This is a genomic window from Sinorhizobium sp. 8-89 (genome assembly GCF_030124325.1).
GTDB lineage: Bacteria > Pseudomonadota > Alphaproteobacteria > Rhizobiales > Rhizobiaceae > Sinorhizobium.
In genome coordinates this window covers 56,101-73,556 of record NZ_JASKLR010000015.1, presented here as the reverse complement: position 1 = coordinate 73,556, position 17,456 = coordinate 56,101, and the positions used below count along the sequence as shown (strand labels likewise).

At 58.3% G+C, this 17,456-nt stretch carries 14 protein-coding genes and 3 pseudogenes; 8 read left to right on the top strand and 9 right to left on the bottom strand.

Annotated features, from left to right (window positions below; all coding sequences use genetic code 11):
• Positions 1-11 precede the first annotated feature (11 nt).
• The 8 genes and pseudogenes from QN219_RS23645 (at position 12) to QN219_RS23620 (ending at position 5,971) form a co-directional block, all read left to right on the top strand.
• Positions 12-1,430 (top strand): glycosyltransferase, encoded by a 1,419-nt coding sequence (locus tag QN219_RS23645; protein ID WP_283979409.1) that lies wholly within the window; start codon positions 12-14, stop codon positions 1,428-1,430.
• Between the two features lie 384 nt (positions 1,431-1,814).
• Complete coding sequence (locus QN219_RS23640; protein WP_283979408.1) at positions 1,815-2,807, top strand: helix-turn-helix transcriptional regulator; 993 nt, start codon at positions 1,815-1,817, stop codon at positions 2,805-2,807.
• A gap of 275 nt (positions 2,808-3,082) precedes the next feature.
• Positions 3,083-3,212: pseudogene (locus tag QN219_RS34260) on the top strand (IS256 family transposase); the annotation flags it as partial.
• Between the two features lie 225 nt (positions 3,213-3,437).
• Positions 3,438-3,638, top strand: a pseudogene (locus tag QN219_RS34255) (hypothetical protein); the annotation flags it as partial.
• A 27-nt stretch (positions 3,639-3,665) separates the two neighbouring features.
• Entirely contained in the window at positions 3,666-3,845 is a 180-nt protein-coding gene (locus QN219_RS34250) for a hypothetical protein (RefSeq protein ID WP_405052208.1), read from the top strand.
• Between the two features lie 177 nt (positions 3,846-4,022).
• Positions 4,023-4,613 carry a helix-turn-helix transcriptional regulator gene (locus QN219_RS23630; protein WP_284002513.1) on the top strand — a complete coding sequence of 197 codons (591 nt, stop codon included), beginning with the start codon at positions 4,023-4,025 and terminating at the stop codon, positions 4,611-4,613.
• A gap of 4 nt (positions 4,614-4,617) precedes the next feature.
• Positions 4,618-5,004 carry a HipA N-terminal domain-containing protein gene (locus QN219_RS23625; RefSeq protein ID WP_284002512.1) on the top strand — a complete coding sequence of 129 codons (387 nt, stop codon included), beginning with the start codon at positions 4,618-4,620 and terminating at the stop codon, positions 5,002-5,004.
• Positions 4,964-5,971, top strand: a complete 1,008-nt coding sequence (locus tag QN219_RS23620) for a HipA domain-containing protein (protein ID WP_284002511.1) — start codon at positions 4,964-4,966, stop codon at positions 5,969-5,971. The genes QN219_RS23625 and QN219_RS23620 overlap by 41 nt, the downstream gene beginning before the upstream one ends.
• A 224-nt stretch (positions 5,972-6,195) precedes the next feature.
• On the opposite strand, the gene QN219_RS34245 is transcribed toward QN219_RS23620, so the two are convergent.
• From QN219_RS34245 to QN219_RS23580, 9 genes and pseudogenes are all read right to left on the bottom strand, one after another.
• On the bottom strand, positions 6,196-6,507 hold the full coding sequence (locus QN219_RS34245; RefSeq protein WP_405052195.1) for an aminotransferase class I/II-fold pyridoxal phosphate-dependent enzyme: 312 nt from the start codon (positions 6,505-6,507) through the stop codon (positions 6,196-6,198).
• A 46-nt stretch (positions 6,508-6,553) separates the two neighbouring features.
• Positions 6,554-6,814: a hypothetical protein gene (locus QN219_RS34240; RefSeq protein WP_405052193.1), complete on the bottom strand. Its 261-nt coding sequence runs from the start codon at positions 6,812-6,814 to the stop codon at positions 6,554-6,556.
• Between the two features lie 45 nt (positions 6,815-6,859).
• A pseudogene (locus QN219_RS23610) lies at positions 6,860-7,285 on the bottom strand (isocitrate lyase/phosphoenolpyruvate mutase family protein); the annotation flags it as partial.
• Between the two features lie 91 nt (positions 7,286-7,376).
• Positions 7,377-8,240, bottom strand: a complete 864-nt coding sequence (locus QN219_RS23605; protein WP_284002510.1) for a radical SAM/SPASM domain-containing protein — start codon at positions 8,238-8,240, stop codon at positions 7,377-7,379.
• A 184-nt stretch (positions 8,241-8,424) separates the two neighbouring features.
• Complete coding sequence (locus tag QN219_RS23600; protein WP_284002509.1) at positions 8,425-8,796, bottom strand: hypothetical protein; 372 nt, start codon at positions 8,794-8,796, stop codon at positions 8,425-8,427.
• A 22-nt stretch (positions 8,797-8,818) separates the two neighbouring features.
• Entirely contained in the window at positions 8,819-9,214 is a 396-nt protein-coding gene (locus QN219_RS23595; RefSeq protein WP_284002508.1) for a hypothetical protein, read from the bottom strand.
• 342 nt (positions 9,215-9,556) lie between these two features.
• Positions 9,557-9,769, bottom strand: coding sequence for a DUF5372 family protein (locus QN219_RS23590; protein ID WP_405052191.1), 213 nt, complete (start codon positions 9,767-9,769; stop codon positions 9,557-9,559).
• Between the two features lie 131 nt (positions 9,770-9,900).
• A complete protein-coding gene (locus QN219_RS23585; RefSeq protein WP_309486614.1) occupies positions 9,901-10,332 on the bottom strand; it encodes a LysR substrate-binding domain-containing protein in 432 nt (143 codons plus the stop codon).
• A 212-nt stretch (positions 10,333-10,544) separates the two neighbouring features.
• Positions 10,545-16,721 (bottom strand): shikimate kinase, encoded by a 6,177-nt coding sequence (locus QN219_RS23580; protein WP_284002507.1) that lies wholly within the window; start codon positions 16,719-16,721, stop codon positions 10,545-10,547.
• Between the last annotated feature and the right edge of the window lie 735 nt (positions 16,722-17,456).

Below are 17,456 nucleotides of genomic sequence, written 5' to 3'. Positions count from 1 at the left end.
GGGCCACAAATTTGAAAGTAACCACGACACCGTGCACACCATTATTTGATGAGGTTCTGGTAGAAGGCTCGGTACTTGAGCACTACGCGGAGGAGCGGGAGGACTATGGGGGACTTCTCGATGAACTCTTTCGTTCCTCCAGCGCAACTCGTGACAATATTGGCGCCCGCTGTATTTGGCATATAAATTCCACCGCGTTCGGTGGTGGGGTGGCCGAAATGCTTCCCCACCACATATGCCTCCTTCGGGAGCTTGGTTTCCATGTGCGCTGGCTCATCTTCAAACCGAACAGCGAGCTCTTTTTTCAGTTCACCAAAGGACTTCACAATTCTCTTCACGACACCATCCCAGCAGACGTGATTGAGCTGCTGCCGCATTATTTGGAGGCATCGCAGCAAGGCGCCGCGGAGCTAGAAAGGATCATCGGACGAGATGACTTCCTGGTTATTCATGATCCGCAGCCGCTGTGTGCAGCCGCACAATTCCTGGACTCTTGCCCACACCCGGCTATCTGGCGATGCCACATCGGCTATCCGAAGCGCACCCCAACAGTTGAGCGAACCTGGGGACTGCTGAAGGAGTACCTCCGTCCCTTCCAGCGCATCGTCCTGAGCGACGAGGCATATGCGTTTGATGCCGGTCGCCCAATCGATTTCATACAGCCATCGATCAGCCCCTTCTCGACCAAGAACCGCAACTATGAAGGGCCACCAGGCCGGGCGCTGGAGAATTCGGTATCGTTCAGCGGCCATCAACTGGAGCCCAACACAACGCTTCAGGACATTCTTCACTCGCGGTATTTCCTGCATGTGTCCAGGTGGGACGGCCTGAAAGGCATCGACCGCATCATTGCTGCCTTTGCTCGCTTTGCGGCAACGGCGTCCGAGGAAGCCTCCCATACACGCCTGGTGATCGCGGGACCGGATCCTTCGGGTGTTGCAGATGATCCGGAAGGCCGCGAGTATTTCGAAAAATGCGTAGCCCTGTGCTCTAACTTGCCCAAAGAAGTGCGGCGGCGCGTATATCTCACCTGTATCTCAATGAAGCACAGTGAGGCAAATGCGGAAATTGTCGGCCGGCTGCAACAGAATGCTCATGGGGTATTTCAGCTCTCTCGCGAAGAGGGCTTCGGCCTGACAGTAACCGAGGCTCTGTTCCGGGGCAGACCCGTCATAGTGTCTTCCGCCTTTGGTCTGAAAAGGCAGGTCGTAAACGGCCTAAACGGCGTTGTCCTGGACGAGCCGGACATCGAGGTCAAAGCTGCAGAAATGATGCATCGCCTTGTGGCCGATGACAGGGATTTCGAGGAGATGGCGAGAAGGGCGCGCGAAAGATGCCTGCGCTTCAGCACGCAAATTTCGCAAATTCCAAAGTGGTATGACGCGATACAATTGGCTCTATACAGTTTTGAACGTGCTCAACACCGTTGAAGCCAAACATCAGCTGAGCCAGGCGGATCTCCGCGCCGCTCAAGAGGTATAGCCTTCCAGCTCCCTGCGCGACCGGCATTGCGGTCTGGTGACGATCCGCGGCTCATCGAGGGCTCGTTATACTTCAGACGACGGTCACAGCGTATACACGGCCAAAACATGCCGGTCATCCGAGCGCAAAGCGCGAAGCGGAAGCGAGGCCACCAGGAACAGCGTTGGATCTCGCTGGACAGGGTTGGGGTGCGGACAGCAACTCTGGCCATCAGAACGTCGGAAAGGGCCGCAAACCAGAAAAATGAATCATGACGTCGAGACGTTAGCCGAAACACAGCTTCCTGTATTCGCGTGACCCAGAAAAGCACTTCAAGGATTGGGGGATCGACGTTGCCAGAAAATAGCTCTCCACAGTTCTCATTTCGTGGTTCATCCTTCGACGGGATGATTGAAACTCTCGCTGGAGCTTTCGGGACATTTAGTGCCGAGCCGATCGGGCAAATTGGTGATTTTCTTTGGGGAATTGATCTTGCGGCATGCGACAACGCAGTTTTGATCAGTGGATATCACCAAAACGAATTCCAGTTCAGCATCGCGCCGACTTCCGAAACAGCAGAGTCTTTGTCGATTGTCATTCCTCGAAGTGGCGGGATGGGGCTGACGTATGGCGATTGCACGGCCGAGGCCGGCAGGGGGAAGCTAGTGCTCTATAATAACTTTGAACCTGACGGAGTTATAATGCATGGGCAATCAAACGTAATAGACGAATTGTTGCTGAATTGGTCTGTCATACAGCAAACTGTCGGCCAAACACTTGAGGTGCCGTTGAACGGCTCTCTGGATCTGTTACCGGAGTTGGAGCTAGCCACACCAACTGGCCAGATGATCGGCAACCTGGCATCAACAATAATGAACGGCATGCGGGGCAACGGCCCGCTCATGTGCTCTCCAATAGCAATGACGCATCTAACGCAGGCGCTGGCCGACCTGGTGGTGCACCACATTCCCCATAGGTTATCGCATTTGCTCGATAAGAAGCCTTGCTTGATCGCTCCCCGACATGTCCATCGCGCGATCGAATACATGCAGGCCAATATCAATCAGCCGATCACCATTGCGATGGTGGCAGAAGCGGCTGGTGTGACCAGTCGAACATTACAACTGGGCTTTCGCGCCTTCAGGGAAACAACACCTGCTGCCTATCTGAGGACGCTTCGTATGCAGGCAGTGCGGCGGGACCTGCTTGATCCCGACAATAATCAAGCGGTGAGGGAAACTTGCCTGAAATGGGGCTTCTTTCATTTTGGAAGGTTCTCAGCAGCGTACAAGGCAATCTACGGGGAAAAACCATCAGACACTAGGAGGCGCGCGGACCGGTCGTAGTTTTCGGCATTCCGAATGCCACAGACGAGTTGAATTTTCGCATGCACACGGTCCACCGGCAGGCTGTGGTGCGCAGTGGCAATCGTTTGTGCATAGGCGGCCCGCTATATCTTTGACGTCCTTACAGACCCGCCAATACTCCCATCCGAAGTTGTAGCGCTGCTCCGCGTTGATCGTGTCCCGTCAGGTGGTGTAGGTCCTGAGGGTTAGGTGGCCATCAGTGTTTTTCCGGCAGGGTCGGGTTGTTCAAGACCAACCTGATGGAAAGACCACCGATGACCGACGATATGATGAACGTGCGCTCGCTTGTTGAGAAGAGTGCCGATGCCCATTTGTCGCGGGAGATGATCGGCTTTGAGTGCGACCGGTGCTGGCTACGGCGAGAAGAACGCCATGCGGCGGGCCGATGGCTCCAAACAACCGATTGTGATTACGCCTCGGCGTGTTGCATGAAGATAGACGTCATCCGAACGCGGAGCAGCATGCATGGGAGGGGCAACGGGCACTGGCATGCAATCTCTTGTTTACGCTACCGAAGAGACGGCAACGGTGAAAACAGGTCAGGCTTGGTTGGCCGAAGGTAATATTGCGCTCCGCTGGCTCGATGCCGCCCATAACTCGTCATCCAATCAGCTGAGCCGCGTCGGCGGGATCGATCGCGAGGTCCATGTCGATCTCAATCCCGCAATGATAGCGTCGCTCGGTGTCGCGGCAGCCACGGTCTCGGCACAGTTGAAGGAGGTGCAGGCGGACACCTCGCGCGGCGTCGGTGAAATCGGCGGAGCCCGCCAGACGCTGCGGACGCTCGGCGCCGTCGCATCCGTCGAAGACCTCGACGAGGTCTTGCTGCTCGACAATATGTCGTCCGGCGAGTTAAGGGAGGGATCGGCACTCGTCGACGGCCGTGCCATCACCGAGGTCTCGGGCAGTATCACGCCGGCGACCGCCGAAACCGGCGGCGATCTTTTGTCCATAGGCTGGATCACCCACAGCGCGCCGACGCTTGATATCGACCTTGATTGCGTACGGGAGGCGTGAGATGCTGCCCCCTGTTCAAGTGCTGCTCCCGAACGGGAACGAAAATCCCAACTGCGATCCAAAACTCGGCGCCGTGCTCCCGTTCGGGAACGTGCACTGCAAAGTGTGTTCCCGTTCGGGGTCAGTCACTTTTGAAGTCGTCGTGGAGCTAATGTATGTTCCCGTACAGGAGCAGATATGGCCGATCGAGACGACAAAAACCCACACCCGACGAAAGCGACTGATCTCGCCAGGATGATTGCGCAATCGCCTTTCTCCGACGCTTTGCGGGAGCAGTTTGGCAAGGCGAACCTTCTCGCGGGCACGAAATCGCTTCGCGATATTTCCACAATGTCCAAAAGCTTGACGGACACGCTGAAGAGCATCGACATTCCATCGGTCAGGCTTGCAAGCGAGACGCTAAAGGCCGCAACCGCTGTCAAGCCACCAAACCTCACGATGCCAACCTTGAGTGCCGGGGCACAGCATCTCCGATTTTCCAATCCCCTTGCGCGCTTGCCCAGCGAGGAAAAGACCGAGGCGACAAAGGCAAGGCCCGATGAGAACCGATATCGAGTAACGGAAATTGCCATACCCGGCGACCTGGGCTGTATTGTCAGGGAAGCGAGGGAGGCGCGGAACCTCTCGCAGCAGGATTTTGCCGATCTCGCAGGCGTCGGACGACGTTTTCTATCGGAGCTCGAGAATGGCAAGGCTACGCTAGAGTTCCAGAAGGTTCTCAAGGTCGCGCACGCCGCCGGCATCTCAATATTCGCGCAGCCACGATAACCGCATGGATATCATTGCGCTCGATGTCAGGCTTGACGGGTTTGCCGACCCTATTGGCAACCTCGTAAGGGATGAAGGTGGCGCCCTGGCCTTCGCCTATGCGGCCACATATCTCGATGATCCCGATGCCTTTCCGCTTTCGCTGTCCTTTCCGCTGGGAGACGAGCCCTTCGACGACAGCAGAACCCGTCCCTTTTTCGATAACCTGCTTCAGGAGCGAGACGGCGTCCTGCAGGGCGTCATGGATCGCGAGGGCTTGGCCCGCAGCGATGTTGCGGGCCTCCTTTTTTACCTCGGGAAGGATTGCGCCGGCGCGATCTCGGTCCTGCCGCTCGGAGCCCCCCGTCAAAGTGCCCGGCGACCACGACGTCGACTACAGACGGATAGATGACGATCGCCTGAACGCCATCATTGGCTCGCTGCACAGGCGTCAGCGGCGTCCCGAAGGCACCGAAGATCCTTCACCGCTCGCCGGCGTTCAAAGCAAGATCGCAATCACCATTCTGCCCGACGGAAGCTATGCCGAACCCGTCACTGGCTCGGGCGCCCCCACCACGCACATCATCAAAGTGCCGGACCAGGAGCATCCGCAAGATCCCAAGCTCGAATTCGAAACGCTTCGGCTCTCGCGAGATCTCGGTTTTGCAACCGCTGAGGCGAGTGTCGTCAATTTCAACGGCGTCGACGCCTTGGTGATCGAACGGTTCGACCGGCGGCTGAACGCCGAGAACAAGATCGTGAGAGTCCATCAGGAGGATTTCGCTCAGGCGCTTGGACTTCCTCCGTCCCTCAAATACGAACGTCACGGGCGAGAAGGCCGTCGCTTCGATGCTCACGCGATAAACCGGATTCTCGACGCGACGACCGAACCTGCGGCGGAAAGGCAACGGTTCATCGGGGCGGTCCTGTTCGACCTCATGACCGGAAATGTCGATGCTCATGCCAAGAATTTTGCGCTCCTCTACGATAGAGCAGGCCGGATCCGTGTTTCGCCCCGCTACGACCTGATGCCCACGCGGCTCGATCCCAATCTGACGGATCTCTTTGCCTTCAGCCTTGGCGAAGCAACAAGGCTGGCCGAACTCGACTTTCTGGATTTTGCAGCATTCTTGAATGCCTTGGGAATTGCATTGCCGCGGGCCCAAACGCGCCTCACGACAAGTCTGACCCAAAGGATTTCAGCGGGGCTTGCAGCGAAACTACCGAGACTCGATCGCATTGGTCTCAAGCGGTTTGGCGACCTGATTGCGCACAATATCGACGAGCTTCTGACCGCGTTCGAAATGCAGGTTCCTGACGGCATCAAAGCGCGAGACGCCTATGTCGAGCGCGGTGGCGAATGGCTGCTGGGCTCCTGATGGCCGAAGCCCTATGATGCGGCCCTGCGACAAAAAAAGAGGGCCAGCGGAAGGCCGCGGCCCTTATAGGTGAAGGTCATTTAACCTCCAGAGGGGAACCGCCGATGCGGCGGTACTGGTGCGTGCAGGATGCCTATTTTTGACCAAAGGCTAATCACTTATTGTACAATGCAGCTATGCGAATGCTGCGTTGCATGCAAGCCGGGAGCAGATAGGCGGGCACTTCACCCCGACAGCGTGCTCGAGAGGCACGGCCAAAAGGCGCTCGCCGGCCTCCGGCGGACGCGAAGCTTCCCGATGCCGAATGGAGTTCCAATATCATAAACGGTGCCAGTCGGATTGTTCGGAGTGTTGACCACAATCGCGCGGCTGCGGTCGGTGATTGCGGCCTCGATATCTTCGATCCGGGGAACATAGCCATTGACGCGCGTTTCGACATGGACGGGCTTTCCCCCGGCGATCAGCACCTGGGCGGGAAATGTCGTCCAGTAGGGTGCAGGAATGATGACTTCATCACTAGGATTGAGTAGCATCATGGCGACGTTGAACAGTACCTGTTTGGCGCCGGTTGTAACGGCGACCTCATCGGCGCGCCAGACCTGGCCCAGTATGGCCGGAGACCTTACGGGCGAGCGCCTCGCGAAGCTCCATCATCCCGATAGGGTCGGTGTAGCGGTTGATGCCCCTGCGGATCGCACCCATCGCACCGTCCCGGATCGTCGGAGCAAGATCGGCGCAGATCTCGCCGACTGTCAGATCGACGATGTCCGTTCCTTGATCAGCAGCCGCCTTCGCCGCAGCGCGCCGCAGCCGATGATTCGAACAAACCTGTCCGCTGCGCAAGCATGTGCGCTTCCTCGAAGTTGATATCGAATGGTGCCGCTTCTTTCAGCAGCATGTTCCGTCATCATGCTTCGGCAACCAGCGATCTTCAGACAATGCCAATTCATCGTAACCCAAGAGGCTGAAGACCTCGTCGAGTGTGGCAACTTCCGGCTCGATTCCGACAACGCTTTCTTCCGCGGCTATGCGGCCGCACACCGCCTGCATCCCGGCGACTGCAGCCCGCATGGCATGGTTGGCCCAAATCACGGTGGAGATGCCGGCATCTCGATAAGCCGAAACCGGCGCGCGGTAATATTTCGTTGCCACGATCACAATCGGAAGCTTGTGCCGTTGCTTAGCGAAAGCGAGGATTTCGTCCGCATCGCTCTTGCGTGAATGGATCAGGATGGCGTCGGCGCCGGCATTGGCGTAAGCATCCGCGCGCGCCAGGGCCTCGTCCAGACCGTAGCCGGCGATCAGCGCTTCGATCACCGGCCCTATTCCGCACGCGACGACTGAAGGTGCCATTGCCTAGGGAGACACCGGTTATTAACGTAACAGCGCCTTGCCGCCATTGGCATCAGCATGCCGATGTTTTCGGTTCGGCAAATTCACACTTTCTACAAAGTAGAAAACCATCCTTGCCGTTCATGCGATCGACGATCTCCCTGAACACTGGCCCCTCGAAGAGCTCTCGATATTCGTCGCGCAGGAGATTGCCCAGCACATGGCGCCGCTCGAAATCCATGCAGCAGAGAGTAACGTCACCATTCGGAAGAAGAACATTCCGATACTGCCGTTGTTCAGCACATGTCAGTGCCCCGACGATGGGCGGTCGCGTTTCAACTATCTCAGCATCGACGCTTCCACCTCTGCTACTCAGCGGCCGCGAGCGACATAGCGCTCCGGCAGGAATAATTCCGACGATATCGGGGTGGACCTCGCCCATCACCAGGAACCGAATTGAGGGGATATCAGAGTCCACCAGTTGACGAACTACGTCGAGATATTTCTGTCTGACAAGGCGGCTATTCATGTACGTGCCGTCGTCGAAAACATGAACCACAAATACCCTGAAGGGCAGCGCCTGCAAGCGTCGTAGATCGCTCCTGTCCATTCCTGCAAGCGTCGTGAAGATCCGAATGCCGTGGCCAGACATGTGAGCATGCTCGACCATTTCAGTGCAATCCGGATTGAGCCAGGGCTCAGAATAGCCGGCAAAGCTAATGTCAACAGGGGTCGGCACACGCGCCAGACATCGCTTGAAATCTTCGAGACAAAGATGCTTCACACGAGATACTGCTTTTTGCCGGCTGGCGAACTTGTCCTGGGGACAATAAGAACAACCGACGACGCAGCCTGTGGTGGTCGTTATTTCCAGGACCCTGCCGCCAGGGATGGCAGCGCGCAATTCCTGCAAGTCTGTCGAGTTTGATTCAACCATTTTGCGGGTCTCTCCATTTTCGGAACAAAAATTATTGCCGACGGAGGACTGACGAGTGGCGTTCTTTATGACGACTTATTCGTGCAGCTTCTCGTACGAACTGTGAAACAGCCGGGCAATGCTTTGTCTTGAACTGGGCTCGATTAGGGTTCAGTCGGCAGTCGACGCGATGTACAGAGCTTCATCATGCTGAACAACAATGCGCCTGCTCCCGGGGTGCCCAGCGGTCACGACAGTGAGCGTAAAGGGAAAGCGCTGCGCTTGCGAGCGTGACGCGGCTCCGCATCGTTTTCCGAATCAGCAGAACATGAAATCCGACGCGGTCAAGCCCAAGCCGGCCGAGTAGCAAACTGTGCGCGTTGCCCAGATGCGCGAAGTCGTCCACGTGGTTATCGGAGGTAACATAACCCAACTCCGCGGTCATGGTGATATCGCCTGCAGCCTCCCCCGAGATACTCCTGGCTGCGGCCGAGCCATCGGCGAAACTGTGATCAGTGATCACTACGGCGCGCTCGCCGTTCGCGCCATTGGCGGGGCCGCTGTAGAAGGTGTCCACCTGATTGCCACGCGTCGCATGATTAACGAAATTCGCTCCAAGACCATCGCTGCCGCATCGAAGGCGAAAGTATCTTGAGCTGGGTCAAAATCCACGGTGTGGTCCACGTTCGGCCCAAAGTCTCGGTCGACCCGGGAAGCGGGTCGTGGAACTGGAACACAAAGGTGTCGTGGCTGGCACCTCCAGTCAAAGAGTCCCTACCGTCGCCCGCGAAGACAGTGTCGTCGCCGAGGCCGCCGTAGAGGTAGTCGTTACCCTCGTCGCCAAAGACATGGTCATTGCCCTCGCCGGCCGAGATGGAGTCGTTGCCGGCACGACCGTCGATCCAGTCATTTCCTGTGGGATCGAGGATCATATCATCACCATTGCTGTCAAAGGAACCGTTGCTACCCTGGTCGCCCAGAATTTTCTTTCCCATCGCGAACCTCCTTATGAAACAGCCCGCTATGCCACGGGACTCAGTCATATTCCTTTTTGGGCAATTTGAGTAATTGATTGTTTTTATAGAACGCATCGACATAGAGGATGCATTCTCGTGCGCTTCGCCTCAAATTGAATTTCCATGACTTAATCCGAGCCGTGGTGCGATCGGCAATGACGTGCCGATCTCCTCAACGAACCTGGCAGGCAACCAGCCCGCCTCCTGAACGAGGCCCCAAATTCTAGCATCCCGTGGTCCAGAAACATGGGGTAATATCAACACTCGCATATCGCGGCATAATTGGATTTACATAGGCGGCATAATTTGCCCGACACGCATTCAGCCGCCACGGCTGCGCTCGATTTGCTCGATCAATGCCGCCAGGGTTGCCAGATCATCTGGACGCACGAACGACCTACCGGCCGCGACCTGAATGAAAACATCGGGATCGTCGACGTCCGTCCATGACGCAAGCAGCGAGCGAAGCCGCCCATCCGCGTCGTAGAACATCACGCGGTCCTCGCCCCAGTTCTGCTTGCGTGTCGATAGCACGAAGCGCTGGCCGCGCCACGGATGGAAGGGGCGCGTGAGCGCAGGTGCTCTTGGCCTTCTGCCGGATCAACGACATCCCGGAACCACCCATCAGAAGGCAGCCACTGCCTTCTGACGGGACGCCTTGCTGATCAAAAGATCGCTTTCCTCTTCGAGAACCGAGATTGTCGGAGACTACGACCAAATCGCCGTTCGTGATTTCCCGCCTTCCATACCTCAATCGGGCAAAGCGCGACGCCATGGCCGGCGATGGCGGCGGTCGCAAGCAGATTGAAGTCCTGAAACACCGGACCTCTTGGCGCTCCAGACGATGATACGCCTGCCTTCGTGAACCACTGCTGCCAATGAGCAGTCGCCTCGTCGTGCAGAAGGTCCGCTTCCGCGATCTGCTCAACATTCGCAAGCTCACCTTTACTCTCGATAGAGCATGGGCTCGCGACCGGTTTGTTGACCCGGGAAAAGAGCCGCGTGCATAGAATTCCGTACGAGGTGTCGGCGCCGAGGGTCACCAAAACGTCACAGCTGGTTTCGCGCAAGCGCTGGGCGGCCGAGGCATAAATCACCCTGACCGTGATGTCTGCATGCGTCGAGGGGAACGCTGAGCGCCGGGATCAGCCAGCGTGTCGCGATTGATCGAATGCAGGCGACGATGATTTCCGATCTCGTCCCTGAGTTTCAAGAACCCCCGCCTCAGCGGCTATTAGCGGGAGCTCCGCGGGTCCTTCCTTATTGCAAATGGATCCGTACTGACTGCAGTTTTCATCGAGGGGCGCGATCAAGGAAAGACTATGTTGTGCCTGACACCGGTCGTGCTGGAAGGTTGCTCCGCGGCGACCGCCTCGCCGTGAATATGAGCGTGCAGCGCCGTCAAGCATAGATCCGCGTTCTTTTTATCTCGTTTGTGGGACGGGGCGAATGTGAAGTCGGCTTGTTCATAAAACGGCCTCCGCTCTCTGAATAGTTGGGCAATCTTCTGCTTCCGATTGGTACCTTGCATCAGCGGGCGGCTCGTATCATGCTTGAGGCGCTTCTCGATCACTTCGAGCCCGGTATTAAGCCAGATCGAAAGCGCTTTCTTGCCGATGAGGCGCCGGCTCTGCTCATGCAGGATCGCGCCGCCACCGGTCGCGATCACCACAGGCCCTGTCTTGAGCAAATCAGCGATCACATCCGCCTCCAACTTCCTGAAATACTCCTCGCCATCGACCTCGAATATCTGGGATATCTTTTTACCGGTTTTTTCCTTGATTTTTTGGTCTGTATCGACGAAGGGCAGCCTGAGCCGCTTCGCAAAGGCTTCGCCAATGGTGGATTTACCGGCGCATGGCATGCCGATGAGCACGATCGGCCGCATGCCGATGGCCGCGACAATCTCCCTTGCCTCCGTGGACCTGGCGATTTGAGGCATGCTTGGCTGTGCGACAGCTTGCAATTCAAGTGCCATAGCGGCACTTCCCCCGCGAATCTTTTCTATTCCCCAATGAGGTATGCCCACGGCGTCATCGGGAATCGCGACGTTGCTGCAGACCTTTCTAGTATGCTGCGCGAGTTCCTCCGCCCGCCGCAAAGCATCTGCGCCCGCTTCTTGCCGCAGCCCGTCCTGCTTCTTGTAGGCGTCGTGGTTCAAAAGCTTGGCCCGATAGCTTCCTGGCGTATGGAACTCCACCTCGAAGCGATATTTGTCCGGCGTGGTGAGCACGGTCTTGATGCCGATGAAAGTCGGGGTCCGTACTCTGAACCAATTGGTCGTGCTGATCTCGGCATAGCCCAGCTCGTCGAAGGCAAGCATGGCTTTCTTGAAGGCGCGCGTAAAATCCTTGTCAGGGACTTCGAAGACATGGCGTACGGCGTTTTTGATGAGCTGCGAGTCGCATGGCCTGATGCTCATCCCTGTGAGTTGGTCAGTCATGGAGGCTTTCGATCGCAAGCGGTGCTCCAGATGAGGCATATTCACCTGGATGTCCGCTGTCCTCAGGCTTGTGGCAACCCTAAGTGCCGCCTCGGTGATTTTGCTTTCTTCGGCCTGAGCGCGGGTAACTTCAATCGTGGCGCGCTCTAAGGCCTCCTCGCGGCTGAGCGTGATCATCATGGCGGAATCCTCGAGGGCAGACCGGCGGCCAGAGGGTGGGGGCAGAATCCCCTCCTCTGTTGCGAGTTTGAGCGAGGCTTCCATGACTGAAGCTGCCAGCGTGGGATTGTTCTTCAGGTCTTCCAAGGCCGAATCGACACGGAGCGTTCCGTGTTTGAGGTGCGCCGCCATGTTCTTGACGTAGGGGACGGATCTCAGCCCCGGCGCCTGTGAAAGCAACTGCATAAGTGTCCCGCTCTTCCTCATGAAGAGACGGGCGCCAGTGTCGGATTTATATGCGTCGGTGGCGACCTTGATGCCGAGGCTCAGGAGGTTGTTTGCACTTTGTACGAGGTCGTCGGGATTGTAGCCATCCGGGCGGGGATGAATGCGCGCAGGATAATGGTCGAGCAAGAGCTGGACGCGGTCTCGCGGCTGAGGAGTTGCCGTATAGGTCTCCGCCAGCTCCGGGAAAAGCTCGCAGAACGGTGGGCTCACAGTGAGCTTTGCGCCGCTCACGCCTACTGTGTCGGGCTGGAGCTGCGGGTCAGGCCTCGCTGCCCATGCCATGAGGTCGGCGACGAGCAACTCGGCCAATTCGCGGGCGACCGGATTTTTGGCGACCTCAACCTCGTCCCTAGCTCTCGCGATCGTGTTGAGGATGTCCCCGCTACTTACTTGTTCCTGACCCAACAGCCGACCGATCTCTCGCCCGAGCTCGTGGTGAATGCCCTCATATGTGCCGAAGATTGCACGCTCGGCAAACCAACGGCGTCCTTCATGGGATTGAGCCAGAAAGCTTCGCTGCAGGCAGCTATAGGTTTCCAGGGTGTTCTGCGTGGCGGAGAGGATCTGGCGGCCACGACTGAATTGGTAGCCATCCGCCGCGATCGCCGGGCTATGCGACTTGGGCGGCTTGAGTGAGCGACGTCCGCGAGCTTGCTCCTTTTGATCGAAGGCACGCACATGCTCATAGAGCTGTGGCCGGTCCCCGACGATAACGACGGTATCCCCGTCAAAGTCACCATCAAGCTTATTCTGTTCGCCGGTCGGGACAGCAACCAAAGACCCCGGAGCGAACACCTCGGTCGCCTGCAGGATGCCGACGCAGTCGACCGGTGTGTCCACCTTGACGCGGTCCTTGCTCTGCGTCCAGTTCGAATGGCACTTGACGTCTTCCGCAGACATCACCAGCCCCCGCTCGGCGAACTCGGCCGGCCACATCTTATCTGGGACCACGATCAGAATGCCTTTGGCAAAAAATATCGGATCGTCGGCAGTCAGCTCCTGTCCCGACTTCTCGGCGACATTAAAGCTGTATTGGATGGCCGTGCAGCTATCGAGAAACAGGGCGGTCGGGTCGCGATCGACCGCCGACCTGACTTGCTCGGCCGCGAACGGGCGCAGGTTGGGCTTGTCATAGGGGGCTCGCCCGATCAGCACACCGCTCGTCCCGGTCAACGTCTCGCTTTTGAGCGTCGGCACATGGAGGCAGTTATCACTGGACGGTACGGCAACTGCGCCGGGACCGTCGATGTGTCCGGCCGTTACGGTGCGAAACAGCTCTTCGGACGTCAACTCGCGCCCTTGTCTGCTCTCGAGCCACTTGGTGGCCGTCTTTCGCACCTCATCGGCCACCAGTTCGCTGCGCGGATAATGTTGCAGCGCCGATGCAGGAATGGAGGATCTCCTTCGCTCACCAAAGGCAGGCAGCCGGTCAGGACCTTGCTGTGGACCGGCCCGGCGAACAGCCTGCATACGCTCGGCCAGGGAAGCCTTGATGAAGCCGCAGCCGTCATGCGGTCGCAAGGCAATCGAGCCTTGCGGGCCGGTCAACCTGAAGGGGTGCGCCTCGATGGCCCGGCGGTCCGGCAGCAGCGACAGTTTGAAGGCGCCTTCCAGCGCGTAGTCGTGAGGTCCCAGGCCGTTGATTGCCGGAGGCGCCGCAAAGCCCCGGCGCTGCGTGTAGTAATATGCCTCTTTGAAGGGGGCCCAAGCGCGCGATAGCTGCTCGAACGCCGTGCCCGGTGCGGTTTCGGCGTACGGAATCGCCAGCAACTTTCCCCCGCCGGGCGTGGCTGCCGCCGCACCCGGAGGGCGGGCGGCGACCTGCGACACGGTCTGATTTGGCGGTTTTAGCTTGCTGCCGCCGAACAGATCCATGCGGTACGGCACACCCTCGACGGTGAGCGTACGTGCCAGCATGAAGGCGCTCGGCTTTCCCGGTAGCTGCACCGCAACCACTGGCAAAGCGCCCGAGGTCAGGCGATGAAAAATCGAATAGCGTATCTCCGGTTCTGTGGCTATTCGCCGGCCCTGCATGTCTACCACCGGCAACCGCATGAGTCCCGCCTCACCTTCGGGCGGTCTGGGCTCGTGGTCCATGGCTCGAAGCACCTGATGGACATCGAAGACCGACGCGGGATGTTGGGCCTGGACTACCGCCGCGTTCCGCGCCATGAAGGTGTCCAGCGCATCGACTGGGCTCTCCGCTTCGATTTCCGCGATCACGTTCCAGCTCATGTTGGAAAGATCGCCTTCGATGAGGTCCCGCGTGCTGACTAGGATCTCCTTGGTCTTGCGCCGCAGCTCTTGCTGCCTCAACCGCAAATCGGACTTCACGCCTTCGACATGCGGTCGCCGGTATAATGCCTCCAGGCTCACACGGACTTTGAGTACTTGATAGATCGACAAGGCGGGACAACGACTGGAGGCCGGTCCACGGATGCGCTCGGCATTACTTGCTCTGAGATGGGCCTCGATCTTTTGCTCGACGACCGGCTGAATGTCGTTCAGCAAGTTTAGAGCCTGCCTCCGGTGCCAGTGCAGTTGCTTCTGCGGGCTGCGCGCCAGCGGCAACAAAGCGGCGCAAAGATTACCCATGGTTTCGAGGTTATTGTTGATGACAAAATCAGCGGCACGGAGCAGCACGGTGAGCCGCTCTAGCCCTGCTCGCGCTAGGAAACTCAGGTCATCAAATAGCTGGGCCTTGGCAAGCGCCTTCAACAGGGTGGCGACGCTGAGAGCGTCTGCCTGCCCCAGTCTATCATCGGCATACTGAAGGTAGTGGGCTAGCTGGTGTAACCGATCCTTCACCAGACCGGTCTCAGCAATCTCTCCGAAGTCCTCCCCCTTCGTGATATGTCGCGCCAGAACATTGGCAATAACGCAGAGCTGAGGAGTGGTGAAGGCCCCGAATCGCTGGCCTCCGGCGCCGAGTTGGCGCGCAATTTCCACTATCGCCTGGTGGCACGCCGCTTCCTCCGGCCATTTGCTGAAGCCGTTCACCAGGTTCGCCAGGTGCTGCGGAGTAAAATCAGCGATGCGGTCGGCGCGGCGAAGCACCTCACCGACAATCGCGATCGAGGCGCGGCGAGTGTCCTCCTCTTGTGGCCATTTGCTGAAGCCGTTCACCAGGTTCGCCAGATGCTGCGAGCTGAAGTCAGCCAGTCCTTCTGGCCGGCGAAGGACTTCACCGGCGATCGCGACGATGGCTTCGCCGCAGCCCGCTTGTTCGGGCCATTTGCTGAAACCGTTCGCGAGGTTCGCCAGCCCCTGCTGATCAAACCCAGTGAGCTGCTCGGCGCGGCGAAAAATCTCGTCAGCGATCACAAGGAGGGCTTCGCCACAGCACGTCTCGTCAGGCCATTTGCTGAAACCATTCGCGAGGTTTGCAAGGCCCTGCGGATCAAACCCAGAGAGCCGGTCGGCACGGTGAGAGACTTCGGTGGCGATGCTGACGATACCACCGCGGCAGCTGTCGGGCCACTTGCTGAAGCCGTTCACCAGGATCGCGAGCCCCTGGGGACTGAACTGAGACAGTCGGCCTCGTCGGCCGGTGAGCTCCTTGGCGATTGCAGCTGCAGCGCGGTGACATTCTACTGTTTGTGGCCATTTGCTGAAACCATTCATGAGGCTCGCAAGGTCTTGCGCACTAAAATCATTCATCGAGGCGCCACAATCGGTGCGGCGAATAACCTCTGTGGCCATCACGGCTACGGCACGGCCACAATCCCACGTTTGCGGCCATTTGCTGAAGCCGTTCACCAGGTTTGCCAGGTGCTGCGGATTAAAAGCGTTTTTCAAGGCGCCACGATCGGCGCGGCGAATAACCTCTGTGGCTATCGCGACCGCAGCACGGCAACAGTCCCCCATTTCCGGCCATTTGCTGAAGCCGTTCATCAAGGTCGCCAGTCCCTGCGGGGTAAAATCAGCGATGCGGTCGGCGCGGCGAAGCACCTCACCGACAATCGCGATCGAGGCGCGGCGAGTGTCCTCCTCTTGTGGCCATTTGCTGAAGCCGTTCACCAGGTTCGCCAGATGCTGCGAGCTGAAGTCAGCCAGTCCTTCTGGCCGGCGAAGGACTTCACCGGCGATCGCGACGATGGCTTCGCCGCAGCCCGCTTGTTCGGGCCATTTGCTGAAACCGTTCACCAGATTGGCCAAATGCTGGGAAGTGTGGTCCGAAAGCTGGTCGGGGCGGCCGGCGCGATGACGGATCTCACAAGCGATCGCATTTATGGCGGCACGGCAGTCCTCCGGCCATTTGCTGAAGCCGTTCACCAAGTTTGCCAAATTCTGTGGATCAAAACCGGAGAGCCGGTCGGCATGATGACGGATCTCGACGGCAATTGCTACTGTAGCCTCACGAGCGTTCTGCTGTTCCGGCCACTTGCTGAAACCGTTGACCAGCAGGGCCAGACTTTGACCGTTGAGTTCCCGAAGCACTTCCCTTTGATTACGAATAAATTCGGCAACGCTAATCATTCCGTTGCGGCATTCCTTCACCCGGGGATGTCGACTGAACGACAATACGAAGAGCGAAAGCGCCTTGTTCTCGACTCCGTTTAGCGCGTGGTCAAACATCGACACCTGAGCTGCCATAGCCTTGCAAGCTTCCATGCCTGCCTGACCTCCAGCCTCCCGACTCAATGCGTTGCACGTCGTGGCATACTGCCAGGACCAGGCGCGGGCATCTTGTCCCCATCGTGGGACAAATCGACGCGTGAACTCGGCTGCGGCTTTTTGCAGGAATGTTGCATGCCCCGCTTGGCCCCGCAGCTTATGGCCATGTTCCGCGACCGCGCGAGAGAATGTGGCGATGTCGCTAACGAAGCAAAGATCGTGTAGAGCGTCATTAAGGTGTATTTCCTCAAGGTGTGTTGCCGAGCTTGCGACTTGGGCACCCCGCGCGGCTACATCCCATACACGTCGTCGTGTTTGCGCATCCATGCCGGACACGGTGTGCCCGTGAGGTGAAAGCGCGTCTGACTGCGAGCTTGAGGGTTGTTGATCATGTGGCCAGGATGTGTCATCAGAACGCAAATAGCTCTCTTTTCGAACTGGCGCGCCAGCCTCGGGCGATGAGGGAAGACCGCTCCACGGCTGCACGTGCCGCCGTGGCGCCGTCGCTGCACGTAGCGCAGCGCTCAAAATTCGACGGGCGCCAGCGAAGGGACCGGAAGAGCTGTCCCCAAGTGCATCATCGGCACGGCGCGCGATGCGAGCGCAGGATGTCCCTGTATCTTGAGGCCTAGAGCGCGTCGGCTCCACGACCGAACCGAATGATTGGCAGCCTTCTCCAGGGGCAAGACTTGATTCCGAGCGCGAACTGCTCGG

Excerpts from the sequence above, each read along its gene's own strand:
- QN219_RS23625 (WP_284002512.1), top strand. The coding sequence starts at position 4,618 with ATGGATATCATTGCGCTCGATGTCAGGCTTGACGGGTTTGCCGACCCT.
- QN219_RS34245 (WP_405052195.1), bottom strand. The coding sequence starts at position 6,507 with ATGATGCTACTCAATCCTAGTGATGAAGTCATCATTCCTGCACCCTAC.
- QN219_RS23595 (WP_284002508.1), bottom strand. The coding sequence starts at position 9,214 with ATGGGAAAGAAAATTCTGGGCGACCAGGGTAGCAACGGTTCCTTTGAC.
- QN219_RS34250 (WP_405052208.1), top strand. The coding sequence starts at position 3,666 with ATGTCGTCCGGCGAGTTAAGGGAGGGATCGGCACTCGTCGACGGCCGT.
- QN219_RS23605 (WP_284002510.1), bottom strand. The coding sequence starts at position 8,240 with ATGGTTGAATCAAACTCGACAGACTTGCAGGAATTGCGCGCTGCCATC.
- QN219_RS23580 (WP_284002507.1), bottom strand. The coding sequence starts at position 16,721 with ATGGCAGCTCAGGTGTCGATGTTTGACCACGCGCTAAACGGAGTCGAG.
- QN219_RS23630 (WP_284002513.1), top strand. The coding sequence starts at position 4,023 with ATGGCCGATCGAGACGACAAAAACCCACACCCGACGAAAGCGACTGAT.